At 62.7% G+C, this 11,782-nt stretch carries 12 protein-coding genes; all 12 read left to right on the forward strand.

What is annotated here, in order from left to right; genetic code table 11:
- Positions 1-23: 23 nt before the first annotated feature.
- Positions 24-716: a glutathione S-transferase family protein gene (locus C5L10_RS04565; protein WP_046667341.1), complete on the forward strand. Its 693-nt coding sequence runs from the start codon at positions 24-26 to the stop codon at positions 714-716.
- The gene (gene queG / locus C5L10_RS04570) at positions 697-1,872 is read left to right on the forward strand and encodes a tRNA epoxyqueuosine(34) reductase QueG (protein WP_105428706.1); all 1,176 of its coding nucleotides are present in this window, start codon (positions 697-699) and stop codon (positions 1,870-1,872) included. The genes C5L10_RS04565 and queG overlap by 20 nt, the downstream gene beginning before the upstream one ends.
- On the forward strand, positions 1,872-2,744 hold the full coding sequence (locus tag C5L10_RS04575; RefSeq protein WP_105428947.1) for an SDR family oxidoreductase: 873 nt from the start codon (positions 1,872-1,874) through the stop codon (positions 2,742-2,744). Before queG ends, C5L10_RS04575 begins: the two co-directional genes overlap by 1 nt.
- 382 nt (positions 2,745-3,126) lie before the next feature.
- Complete coding sequence (locus C5L10_RS04580) at positions 3,127-3,537, forward strand: septal ring lytic transglycosylase RlpA family protein (protein WP_046630324.1); 411 nt, start codon at positions 3,127-3,129, stop codon at positions 3,535-3,537.
- 97 nt (positions 3,538-3,634) lie between these two features.
- Positions 3,635-4,924, forward strand: a complete 1,290-nt coding sequence (locus tag C5L10_RS04585) for an RsmB/NOP family class I SAM-dependent RNA methyltransferase (RefSeq protein WP_105428707.1) — start codon at positions 3,635-3,637, stop codon at positions 4,922-4,924.
- Between the two features lie 134 nt (positions 4,925-5,058).
- Positions 5,059-6,336 (forward strand): imelysin family protein, encoded by a 1,278-nt coding sequence (locus C5L10_RS04590; protein WP_105428708.1) that lies wholly within the window; start codon positions 5,059-5,061, stop codon positions 6,334-6,336.
- Positions 6,337-6,388: 52 nt separating this feature from the next.
- Positions 6,389-7,927 carry a di-heme oxidoredictase family protein gene (locus tag C5L10_RS04595; protein WP_105428709.1) on the forward strand — a complete coding sequence of 513 codons (1,539 nt, stop codon included), beginning with the start codon at positions 6,389-6,391 and terminating at the stop codon, positions 7,925-7,927.
- Positions 7,927-9,030 (forward strand): imelysin family protein, encoded by a 1,104-nt coding sequence (locus tag C5L10_RS04600; RefSeq protein WP_105428710.1) that lies wholly within the window; start codon positions 7,927-7,929, stop codon positions 9,028-9,030. Before C5L10_RS04595 ends, C5L10_RS04600 begins: the two co-directional genes overlap by 1 nt.
- A 4-nt stretch (positions 9,031-9,034) precedes the next feature.
- Positions 9,035-10,117, forward strand: a complete 1,083-nt coding sequence (locus tag C5L10_RS04605; RefSeq protein WP_105428711.1) for a DUF1513 domain-containing protein — start codon at positions 9,035-9,037, stop codon at positions 10,115-10,117.
- Positions 10,118-10,154: 37 nt separating this feature from the next.
- The gene (locus tag C5L10_RS04610; protein WP_105428712.1) at positions 10,155-10,607 is read left to right on the forward strand and encodes a TspO/MBR family protein; all 453 of its coding nucleotides are present in this window, start codon (positions 10,155-10,157) and stop codon (positions 10,605-10,607) included.
- Positions 10,608-10,678: 71 nt separating this feature from the next.
- Entirely contained in the window at positions 10,679-11,128 is a 450-nt protein-coding gene (locus C5L10_RS04615; protein ID WP_105402451.1) for a PaaI family thioesterase, read from the forward strand.
- Positions 11,125-11,778, forward strand: a complete 654-nt coding sequence (locus tag C5L10_RS04620) for a 5'-methylthioadenosine/S-adenosylhomocysteine nucleosidase (RefSeq protein ID WP_105428713.1) — start codon at positions 11,125-11,127, stop codon at positions 11,776-11,778. The genes C5L10_RS04615 and C5L10_RS04620 overlap by 4 nt, the downstream gene beginning before the upstream one ends.
- Positions 11,779-11,782: the final 4 nt, after the last annotated feature.

Raw genomic sequence — 11,782 nt, forward strand, 5'->3', positions numbered from 1 at the left:
AAGTTCGTGAAGTTCAAGTATCCATGCCCACGCTCTATCATCATTCCATGTCTTCGGCCTCCCGGTTCGTCCGGCTGATTCTCGCCGAATACGGCTTTCAGGCGGACTTGCTCGAGGAGCAGCCGTGGGAAAAGCGGCGGGAATTCCTGACGCTCAATCCTGCGGGCACACTCCCGGTCTATGTCGACGACAGCATGAGAGTGCTTTGTGGCCCTTCCGTGCTCCTGGAATTCCTCGACGAAACCCATGGCGTGCTGAAGCGCGACCGCCGGCTGCTTGCCGAAGACCCGTGGCAGCGCGCCGAAATCCGGCGCCTGACGGAATGGTTCCTGCAGAAGATGGAGCAGGATGTCACCCGGCCGCTGACCCGGGAGCGGGTCTACAAGCTGCAGATGACGACCGCCCAGGGTGGTGGCGCGCCGGACTCGAAGGTGCTGCGCACATCCCGCGCCAACATCCGCCAGCATATGAAATATCTCTCCTGGCTTGCCGGATCACGGCCATGGCTTGCGGGCGACCGCCTGAGCTATGCCGATCTCGCCGCCGCCGCTTCGATTTCGATCCTCGACTACCTTGGCGAGATTGATTGGTCGGAGACGCCGGTCGCCAAGGACTGGTATCAGCGGCTGAAATCGCGACCCTCCTTCCGGCCGATGCTTGCCGAACGCATCCGCGGCCTCACCCCGGTATCCCATTATGCGGACCTTGATTTCTGACGCGACCTCGCGGGAGGAAGAAAAGGCGCTCCGGCGGCGGGAGAAGCTGACCGCCTTCATCCGCGAGGAGGCAAAGGCGCAGGGCTTCGATCTCTGCCATGTTACCGGCCCGGACAGTATTCCGCGGGCACCCGAGCGGCTGGAGATTTTCCTCGCCGAAGGCCACCACGGCAGCATGGACTGGATGGCGGAGACGAGGCTGCGCCGCGCCGATCCGAAGGTGTTGTGGGATCAGGTGCGTTCGATCGTGATGTTCGGGCTGAACTACGGGCCGGACGAAGACCCGCGCGGCGTTCTCGAAAAGCCCGACAAGGCGGCGATCTCGGTCTATGCGCGCAACCGCGATTATCACGACGTCATCAAGGGCCGTCTGAAAGAGATCGCGACGCGCTTTGCGGCGCGCGCCGGCGAGGACGTGAAGGTCTTCGTCGATACCGCACCGGTGATGGAAAAGCCGCTGGCGGAGGCGGCCGGGCTCGGCTGGCAGGGCAAGCATACCAATCTCGTCAGCCGCACCCATGGTTCCTGGCTGTTCCTCGGCAGCCTGTTCACCACGGCAGACCTTATTATGGACGCGCCCGAGACAGACCATTGCGGCTCCTGCCGGGCCTGCCTCGACGCCTGCCCAACGGCGGCCTTTCCTTCTCCCTACCGGCTCGACGCCCGCCGCTGCATCTCCTATCTGACGATCGAACACAAAGGTCCGATCGATCCGGAATTCCGACCGCTGATCGGCAACCGCATCTACGGCTGCGACGATTGTCTTGCGGCCTGTCCCTGGAACAAATTCGCGGCAAGCGCCTCGGAGATGAAGCTGCAGGCGCGCGAAGACCTGAAGGAGCCGTCGATCACGTTTCTGCTGACCATGGACGATGCGGCCTTCCGGACCTTCTTCAGCGGTTCGCCGGTCAAGCGCATCGGCCGCGACCGGTTTATCCGCAACGTACTGATTGCCGCCGGCAATTCCGACGATGCCAGCCTTATCGCACAATGTCTCGAACTTGCCGGCGACCCCTCGCCCACGGTGCGCGGCATGGCTATATGGGCCCTGAAGCGCCTGATGACGGATATGGACTTCGCGGAGCTTGCGGGGGCACGCGGCACCGAAGACGATCCGGAAGTGCGGGAAGAATGGCGACTGGCGGGAGCGGCCTGATGAATGTGATGATCTTCGGATGCGGTTATTCGGGCCAGGCAATCGCCGAGGCGTTCAAATCCGAAGGCCATCGGGTCTCCGGCACGGTCAGAACGGCCCACAAGGCACTGGAGCTCGCGACCCGTGACATCAAGGCCTTCGTGTTCGACGGCAGCCCGTTCAGCGAAGAACTGCTGACAGAGCTTCGGGAGACGACACATCTGGTGCAATCGATCCCGCCCGGCACCGAGGGCGATCCGCTGCTCAAGCTCGTCTCCGGACGGCTGCGCGCGCTTTGCCCGAAACTCGAATGGGTGGGTTATCTCTCGACCGTCGGCGTTTATGGCGATCATGGCGGCGGCTGGGTCACCGAGGAGACCCCCGGCAGCCCGATCCACGGCCGGTCGATCGAACGGGTCGATACGGAAGATGCCTGGGCCGCCGAAGGGCGGGCCGCCGGTCGGCCAGTGGCGAGCCTGCGCCTCGCCGGCATTTATGGACCCGGCCGTAACGCGTTCGTCAATCTCGCACGGGGCACAGCGCGGCGCATCATAAAGAAAGATCAGGTCTTCAACCGCATCCGCGTCGAAGACATCGGCGGCGCGGCGCTCTTCCTCGCGAAGGGCAATGTCGGCGGAATATATAATGTCACCGACGACGAGCCCGGCCCGCCCCAGGATGTCATCGTCGAAGCGGCACGGCTGATGGGTGTCGAGCCACCGCCGGAACTGGACTTCGAGACTGCCGACATGACGCCGATGGCGCGTTCGTTCTACGGCGCCAACAAACGGGTTTCGAATGCCAAGATTCGCGCTGCGGGGTTCCAGTTCCAGTTCCCCAATTACCGCATGTCGCTCGCCGAAATGTGGGCCTCGGGCCGCTGGCGAGGATAAAATTCCCATTTTGAAACGGTTGAAATTTCCATCTTCTGGCGCCTTTCCGGTTATAATTTCTTAATACCTGAGGCTTGAGATCACAAAATTTGCCCAAATGAGGCAGGAAATCTCGCAAAGCAACAAATTTTTTTCTGCGATTTCCGTGATCACAGACTCTCTCCGAGTCTTACCGGAACCATATTCCTCTTTCTGACTGTTTTTAAAGGTTTTCTTCCGCAGAAGCTTAGCTGGCTTCTTAAAAATATCGGCGGCAATCTAATCACAAATGTTACAGACCGTAATGTTCCGTGATCGATAACCCCACTTTTTCGCCACTTTTCGCCCCGCTTAGCCATTTTGCACGCAACGTGCAGGGACAAAACGAACGGGGACGACCGACTTGACAACAATTCGACGCTCGACTTTCGCCGCGGCCTCCATTGCTGCTTTTGCAACTCTCGGCGCCGCGCAAGCCAATGCTGCGCCTGGATGCGGTCACGCATCCTGGTATGCCCTCGGATCCAAGACCGCATCCGGGGAGCGAATGAACCCCTCTCTGATGACGGCGGCACACCGGACGCTGCCATTCGGCACCAAGGTCGTCGTGACCAACAAGCGCAACGGCAAAAGCGTCGTCGTTCGCATCAACGACCGTGGGCCATTCATCCGCGGCCGGGTGATCGACGTTTCCAAGGCCGCAGCCAAGAACATCGGCATGATCAGCTCCGGCACCGCCCAGGTCTGTTACCAGATTGTCGACGCCGGCGATCAGAAGGTCCCGGGCAAGGGCCTGAAAGCGATCGAAGGCTGAGGCTGGCCAGAGAGACGGTTTAGACCGGCCTATTGCCCTATCGCGCGATCACGGTTACGACCCGTGCCACACGGGTGCAACCGACACGGAGAGCGACATGCGATTGGGCGGACGAATTGCCGGAGCCATTGAGGTTCTGGCCGATATCGAGACGCGCAGGCGTCCTGTAGCCGACGCTCTCAAGGACTGGGGCCTCGCCCATCGTTTCGCCGGTTCCGGCGATCGTGCTGCAATAGGCAACATCGTCTACGACGCATTGCGCATGCGTCTGTCGCATGCCTGGCTCATGGACGACGAAAGCCCGGCGGCCCTCGCCTACGCGGTCCTCATCCGGCAATGGGGCTTCACACCCGAGGCACTCCAGGCCGAGTTTACCGACGACCGCTTCGCGCCACCGGCTCTGACCGAGGCGAACCTCTCGTCGCTCGCCTCCCGCCGTCTCGAGGATGCGCCCCTGCATGTGCAGGGAGACATACCCGACTGGATCCAGCCGTCCTTCGAAGCCAATTTCGGCGAGGACTGGCTTGTTGAGGCCAAGGCACTGGCCGATCGCCCGACCCTCGATCTGCGCGCCAACACGCTGAAGGCGTCTCGCGAGAAGGTCGTCAGGGCGTTGGAACGCTCGAACGCCAAGGCTTCGCGCATTGCCCGCAACGGCATCCGGATTGCCGCCGGCGAAGGAGCGTCGCGTCTGCCCAACGTCACCGCCGAGCTTTCGTTCCAGAAAGGCTGGTTCGAAGTTCAGGACGAAGGCTCGCAGATCGTCGCCGAGCTCGTGCAGCCGGGCGAACACGACCAGGTTCTCGATTACTGCGCCGGCGGCGGCGGCAAGACGCTAGCCATGGCCGCCGCCATGCACAACAAGGGCCAGATCCACGCCTATGACGCCGACCGCAAGCGGCTGGCGCCGATCATCGAGCGGCTGCGGCGCGCGGGCACCCGCAATGTGCAGGTGCATGACGACGCGCCCCAACTCAACGCCCTGAAAGGCAAGCTCGATGCGGTCCTGGTCGATGCGCCCTGCACCGGCACCGGCACCTGGCGCCGCCGCCCGGACACCAAGTGGCGACTGACCCCGAAGAATCTCGACGAGCGCATTACCCAGCAGCAGGAGGCGCTTTCCGAAGCCGCCGTCTTCGTGAAGCCGGGCGGTGCACTTCTCTATGTCACCTGCTCCATCCTCCCGGAGGAGAACGATGCCCAGGTCTCGCGCTTCTGCGCCGAAAACCCGGAGTTTTCCATCGCGCCCGCAGCGGAGCATTGGGATCGCATTTTCGGAAAGGACGCGCCGCGGCCTCGCTCGAAAGATGCACTGACCGTAACCTTGACGCCCGCAAGTACCGATACGGACGGATTCTTTTTCTGCCGCATGCAACGCAAAGTTTGAGTGCGACAGGATCAAAGCCAAAGTCGAGTTCTACTTTCAAATTATTCTAAACTAGATAGTTTGACACCAGTTTCCAATTGCGCGATGAACCCTTTGACGGCCGGGGAGAGATCCGGGCCGTGAAGGAGAGGGACATGATCCGCAAGACCGTTCTCGGCGCCGCCCTGGCGCTTTTCGCCGCCTCCGCGGCGTTCGTCGTGACAGAGGCGCAGGCCGCCACCACATCCGCCGCCGTCCTCAAGCATTATGCCGAGCTAGCGCATGCGAAATACGAGGACTCGCTGACAACAGCGCAGGCCCTCGACAAGGCAATCAACGCATTCCTCGCCAAGCCCGGCGAAGAGACGCTGAAGGCTGCCAAGGACGCATGGATCGCCGCCCGCGTTCCCTACCAGCAGACGGAAGTCTATCGTTTCGGCAACCCGATCGTCGACGATTGGGAAGGCAAGGTGAATGCCTGGCCGCTCGATGAAGGCCTGATCGACTATGTCGACGCCTCCTACGGCAAGGAAAGCGACGAGAACGCACTCTATACCGCCAACGTCATTGCCAACCCGAAGATCAAGGTCAACGGCAAGACGCTCAACCTTACGAAGTTCGACGCCAAGACGCTGCACAGCCTGAACGAAGCCGGCGAGATCGAGGCGAACGTCGCGACCGGTTACCACGTCATCGAGTTCCTGCTCTGGGGCCAGGATTTGAACGGCACCGGACCCGGCGCCGGCAAGCGTCCCTATACGGACTACGACAAGGCCAATTGCACCAACGGACATTGTGACCGCCGCGGCGAATACCTGAAGGCCGCGTCCGCGCTGCTGGTCTCCGACCTCAAGGACATGGTGACCGCCTGGGCGCCCAAGGGCAAGGCGACCAAGAACGTCGAAGCCAATTCCAAGAAGGGCCTGACCGCCATCCTGACGGGCATGGGTTCGCTCTCCTACGGCGAGCTTGCCGGCGAGCGCATGAAGCTCGGCCTGCTGTTGCACGACCCGGAAGAAGAGCATGATTGCTTCTCCGACAACACCTACAACTCGCATCTCAACGACGCGATCGGCATCAAGTCGGCCTATACGGGCGAATATACCCGCGTCGACGGCACCAAGATGACCGGTCCGTCGCTCTCCGAGCTGGTTGCCGCGAACGACAAGGGGCTCGATACCGAAATGCTTGGCAAGCTGGACGCGACGCTCGCGGCCATGAACGCCATGGCCGACCGGGCGAAGAAGGTCGAGGCCTACGACCAGATGATCGGCGAAGGCAATGCCGAGGGCAATGCGGTCGTCCAGAAGGCGATCGATGGCCTGATCGACCAGAGCAAGAGCGTCGAGCGCGTCATTGCGTCGCTGAAGCTAGGCAAAGTAGAGCTTGAAGGTTCCGACAGCCTCGATAATCCTGACGCCGTCTTCAAATAAGCGATGAAAAGGCGGGCCGCGGCTGACCTTCAGCCTGCGGCCCGATGCCCCCATGAGAACGCCCAAGTCTTTCGTCTTCCTGCTGCCGATTCTTTCGGGCGCTCTCTTTCTCATGCCGCTGATCGCGATCGGTGGGGACGCGCTTTTCCCGACCATCCGCACGGATCTCAATCCGAAGGACCAGAAACGCGTCGAGAGCGTCACGCGCCCGACGACGGATTTTTCCAAGGCCGAGCAGTTCGAGACCATGTCGGGCGGGGCCGCGACCAGCCGCGCCGACGTCAATGGCGATGCCTTCTCGCATTTCTCCGCCAACATCACCTTCGAGGAAGAAGGGACGTTCAAGCTCGGCAATGCGCTGTTCACAAAACTCTGGGTCTCGGCGCCGTCCTCGACACAGGCGTCCGACGGGCTGGGGCCGCTCTTCAACGCGCGTGCCTGCCAGAGCTGCCATCTGAAGGACGGCCGCGGCCATCCTCCGGAAGGCGGCGCCGACGCGACCTCGATGTTCTTCCGGCTCGCTCGTCCGGCGCGCACCGACGAGGAACGCGAAGCGGTCGCCGATTACAGAAAACTCAATTTCCCCGATGCGATCTATGGCGAGCAGTTGCAGGACCTCGCCGTGTCCGGCCTCGCCTCCGAAGGCCGGATGCAGATTTCCTACGAGGAAATCCCGGTCAAGCTCGGCGACGGCGAAGTGGTCAACCTGCGCAAGCCGACCTATTCGGTCGCCGATCTCGGCTACGGTGCGATGGAAGGCGACGTGACGCTTTCGCCGCGGATCGCGCCGCCGATGATCGGCATGGGGCTGATCCAGGCTATCCACGATGCTGACATTCTCGGCCTGGTGGACCCGGACGACAAGGACGGCGACGGGATTTCCGGCAAGCCGGCCATGGTGCGCGACCACAAGACCGGCAAACTGAAGCTCGGCCGCTTCGGCTTCAAGGCGCAGAATGCCTCGGTCCGCGACCAGAGTTCGTCCGCCTTTGCCGGTGACCTCGGTATCTCCACTCCCGACAATCCGTTCGACCACGGCGACTGCACGAAGGCGGAGGCTGCGTGCCTCGCCATGCCGACCGGAGTGCAGCAGCGGCTCGGGCCGGTCGAAGCACCCGATCCTGTCCTGCCGCTGGTTACCTTCTATTCCGAAAACCTTGCGGTGCCGGCCCGCCGCGATATCGGCGACAAGACGGTTCTGAAGGGCAAGGAACTGTTCTACCAGTCCGGCTGCACCGCCTGTCACACGCCGAAATTCGTGACCAGCCGCGATGCCGGCAACAAAGCGCAGGCTTTCCAGCTGATCTGGCCCTATTCGGATTTCCTGCTGCACGACATGGGTGAAGGCCTTGCCGACGGCCAGCCGGTGGGCGTTGCCACCGGCAGCGAGTGGCGCACACAACCGCTCTGGGGCATTGGCCTTACGGAAACCGTCAACGCCCACACGTTCTTCCTGCATGACGGCCGGGCAAGAAACCTGACGGAGGCTGTCCTCTGGCATGGCGGCGAGGCGCAGAAGGCCCGCGATGCCTTCGCCGCGCTCTCAAGACAAGACCGTGCCGCCCTCCTCAAATTCCTGGAGTCGCTCTGATGCGCAAGATCCTTTTTGCCGGACTCGTCTCGCTGCTTCCCGCCACCGCCTTCGCGCAGGAAGGTGAACCTGCTCCTTCGGCGGATCTGCCGATGGCTGACGTCACCAAGGTGATGACGGCGGCGGTGGACGGGTTCATCCGACCCGGATACGACGCCTTCCACGAATCCGCGGGCAAGATGACGACGGCGATGAAGGCGCTCTGCGAGGCGCCCTCCAGGACGAACTACGATGCCGCGAAAAGCGCCTTCCGCGACGCGGCGGTCAGCTGGGCGCATATCGAGGTGGTGCGCGTCGGACCCGTCATCGAGCAGAACCGCTTCGAGCGCATCCTCTTTTATCCCGACCGCAAGAGCACCGGATTGAAGCAGGTCCAATCGGTCCTCTCCAAGGTCGACGAGACCGCCACCGATCCCGCCACGCTCGGCACCAAGAGCGTCGCCATGCAGGGTTTCGGGGCGCTGGAATACGTGCTTGCCGGCACGGGCTCCGACGAACTTCTGAAGGCGAAGAACAGTTACCGCTGCCGCTATGGCGCGGCCGTCGCCGGCAATATCACCAATGTCGCCAAGGAGCTTTCCGATATCTGGGACGCGCCCGACGGTATCCAGAAGACGTGGGAACAGCCGGGGCCTGACAACCTCAATTTCCGCACCGGCGGCGAGGCGATCACGGCGCTGCTCGGCATTCTCGTGCATGGTGCCGAAGCGGTGCGCGACCAGCGGATCGAGACCTTCTACAAGGGCGCCGACAAGGCGAAATTCCCGAAACAGGCACTGTTCTGGCGCTCGGAGAACACCTGGCCGGCCATCAAGGGCAATCTCGAAGGCCTTTCGACCCTGCTCGAAAAATCCGGGATGGTGGAACTGCTGAAGGAAAAGGACCGGCCGATCGTCGCCGCCACCCAGGCGAAGCTGAAGTCGATGACCGAGCTTTCGGCGAAGATCACGCCGGATCTCGAAAAGGCGGTAGAGAGCGCCGCCGAGCGAAAGAAGCTCGATACGCTGCTGGCGGACGGCAAGGACGTGATCACCAAGCTGAACGACGGTTATGGCGGCGCGATCGGGCTCAGTTCCGGCTTCTCGTTTGCGGACGGCGACTAAGGCCATGTGGCGCGGCGAGGCCATCGACCGGCGCGGTTTCCTGAAGGCGGCGGGGATCACCTTCACCGCCGCGCTGGCGCCGCGCTCGCTGATGGCCCTCGAACGCACCGATGCGGTCTATGCCTCGGGGTTTCGTGCGCCGGACGGCTCGTTCGGCGTCGCCACCGTTTCGGAGCGCGGCGAGATCATCGACCGCGTCGCCCTTCCTGCCCGCACCCACGGCATGGCCTACAGCACCGCCACCGGCCGCACCGTCGCCTTCGCTCGCCGTCCCGGCACATTCGCGATGGTGTTCGACCCGTCGCGGCAGACCGAACCGGTGATGATCACCTCCCCGGAAGGCCGGCATTTCTACGGCCACGGCCATTTCTCGCCGGACGGGACGCGGCTTTATGCCAGCGAGAACGATTTCGACGGCAATCGCGGCATGATCGGCGTCTACGACGCGCGAGACAAATTCCGCCGCATCGCAGAGTTCGACGCCCACGGCATCGGCACCCATGACATGACCGTCTCCGACGATGGCAAGCTGCTGGTCATCGCCAATGGCGGCATCGAGACTCATCCGGATTTCGGGCGCACCAAGCTCAATGTCGACCGCATGGAACCGTCGCTGGTTCTGCTCGATGCCACATCCGGCGCCCTCATCCAGCGGCACCGCCTGCCCGCTTTGCTCAAACAGCTCTCCACCCGCCATCTCGACATCGCGGAAAACGGCCGGATCTGGTTCGCCTGCCAATGGGAAGGCCCGCGCAACGCGCTGCCGCCGCTCGCCGGCTGGTTTGCCAAGGGCGAGGACCTGTCCTTCGTCTCGCTGCCGGAGGAAACAACGGTCCGGCTCGGCAACTATCTCGGCGCCATCGCCGTCAACCGCCGCGAAGGCTTGGTCGGCCTCACCTCGCCGGTCGGCGGCGCTGCGGTCACGCTCGACGCGAAAACCGGAGCGGTGGTGAAGGAAGAGATCGTCCGCGAGGCGGCCGGCGTCGCGCCCGCAGATCATGGCATTGCCGTTTCGTCCTATGATGGACGGTTCAACGAGAGGCATAGCCAGGTCGCCTGGGACCAGCACATCGTCCGGCTGGGCTGACCTTTACCCGCTACGGAAGCGCCCTAGTTGCGGCGGGATGAGCAAAACCGTCGTTATGATCCTCTTCATCGTCGCCTGCGTCGCACTCGGCGCCTTGAGCGGCGCAAGCAACCAGCCCGGCGAATGGTACCAGTCGCTCAACAAACCGTCCTTCAATCCGCCGGGCTGGATTTTTGCGCCCGTCTGGACGGTCCTTTACGTCCTGATCGGCGTCGCACTTTCCGAGACATGGTATGACCAGAACAACGGCCGCCGCCTCGTTCTCTTTGCCGTCCAGGCCGCGCTCAACCTTCTGTGGTCGCCGGCCTTCTTCGGCCTGGAGAGCCCTGTTCTCGGCCTCGTCGTCATTGTGCCGCTGCTGGTCTCGATCCTGCTGTTCATCACCGCCAGCTGGCGGGAAAACCGCAGGGCTGCATGGCTTTTCGTGCCCTATGGGCTCTGGGTCGCGTTCGCGACACTCCTCAACCTGTCGATCGTTCTCATGAATTAAGCACGCTCCATCGTACGGCTTGCCGAACATCGCCCGCCATGCCAATTTCGCATCTGCGAAAGGGGCGGGACATGGACGGGAGAGACACGGGCGATTTCCGCGAACGGGTGCGCCAGAGTTTTGGTCGACAGGGCGCGATGGCGATGCTTGGCGCCGAGCTCACACGCGTCGAACAGGCGATAGTCGAGATCGAGCTGCCTTTCGACATCAAGCTCACCCAGCAGCACGGTTTTCTGCATGCCGGCGTGATTTCCGCGGCACTTGATGCCGCCTGCGGTTATGCCGCCTATACCGTCATCGAACCGGAAGCCTCGATCCTCACCATCGAGTTCAAGGTGAATCTGATGTCGCCCGGCCGCGGCGATCGTTTTCTGTTCCGTGGCGAAATCACCAAGCCGGGCTCGACGATAATAGTCGCCGACGGCCGCGCCTATGCGATCGGCGACGGCCCCGCCAAACTCATCGCTTCCATGACCGGCACCATGATGGTGATACGGGGCCGAGAGGACGTAACTGGATGACTTCTCCCCTTCCCCTCGGCGAGCCGAGCCTTGCCAGCGGTAAATCCATTCTCTTCGTGATGGCGGTCGATGCCGAGTACGGCCCGGCGCTGAAATCCCGCATCAAGCCGCTGATGACCGGCGTCGGCCCGGTCGAGGCAGCCGTCCTGCTGTCCCATGCGCTGACACGCCTGGAGGCGACGGACGACCTGCCCGATCTCGTCGTTTCGCTCGGCTCGGCCGGTTCCCGCAATCTTGAGCAGACCGAAATCTATCAGGCCTCGTCGGTTGCCTATCGCGACATGGACGCCTCGCCGCTCGGGTTCGAGAAGGGCCGCACGCCCTTCCTCGACCATCCGGCGATCATGCCGCTCCCCTTGCGTATTCCCGGCGTCAGGGAAGCCTCGCTATCGACCGGGGGCAATATCGTCTCCGGTGCCGCCTACGATCTCGTCGGCGCCGACATGGTCGACATGGAAACGTTCGCGGTGCTGCGCTGTTGCCAACTTTTCGGCCTGCCGCTGATCGGCCTACGCGGCATTTCGGACGGCAAGGAAGAGCTGAAGCATGTCGGCGACTGGACCGAATACCTGCATGTGATCGACAAAAAGTTGGCGGATGCGGTCGACAGCCTGTTCGAGGGATTGGAGGATGGCGCTATCGTCCTCTGAAGGC

The sequence above is a fragment of the Neorhizobium sp. T6_25 genome (genome assembly GCF_002968555.1).
In the GTDB taxonomy this organism is placed as follows: Bacteria; Pseudomonadota; Alphaproteobacteria; order Rhizobiales; family Rhizobiaceae; genus Neorhizobium.

Excerpts from the sequence above, each read along its gene's own strand:
- C5L10_RS04615 (WP_105402451.1), top strand. The coding sequence starts at position 10,679 with ATGGACGGGAGAGACACGGGCGATTTCCGCGAACGGGTGCGCCAGAGT.
- C5L10_RS04565 (WP_046667341.1), top strand. The coding sequence starts at position 24 with ATGCCCACGCTCTATCATCATTCCATGTCTTCGGCCTCCCGGTTCGTC.
- C5L10_RS04610 (WP_105428712.1), top strand. The coding sequence starts at position 10,155 with ATGAGCAAAACCGTCGTTATGATCCTCTTCATCGTCGCCTGCGTCGCA.
- C5L10_RS04605 (WP_105428711.1), top strand. The coding sequence starts at position 9,035 with ATGTGGCGCGGCGAGGCCATCGACCGGCGCGGTTTCCTGAAGGCGGCG.
- C5L10_RS04585 (WP_105428707.1), top strand. The coding sequence starts at position 3,635 with ATGCGATTGGGCGGACGAATTGCCGGAGCCATTGAGGTTCTGGCCGAT.
- queG (WP_105428706.1), top strand. The coding sequence starts at position 697 with ATGCGGACCTTGATTTCTGACGCGACCTCGCGGGAGGAAGAAAAGGCG.
- C5L10_RS04595 (WP_105428709.1), top strand. The coding sequence starts at position 6,389 with ATGAGAACGCCCAAGTCTTTCGTCTTCCTGCTGCCGATTCTTTCGGGC.
- C5L10_RS04600 (WP_105428710.1), top strand. The coding sequence starts at position 7,927 with ATGCGCAAGATCCTTTTTGCCGGACTCGTCTCGCTGCTTCCCGCCACC.
- C5L10_RS04620 (WP_105428713.1), top strand. The coding sequence starts at position 11,125 with ATGACTTCTCCCCTTCCCCTCGGCGAGCCGAGCCTTGCCAGCGGTAAA.
- C5L10_RS04590 (WP_105428708.1), top strand. The coding sequence starts at position 5,059 with ATGATCCGCAAGACCGTTCTCGGCGCCGCCCTGGCGCTTTTCGCCGCC.
- C5L10_RS04575 (WP_105428947.1), top strand. The coding sequence starts at position 1,872 with ATGAATGTGATGATCTTCGGATGCGGTTATTCGGGCCAGGCAATCGCC.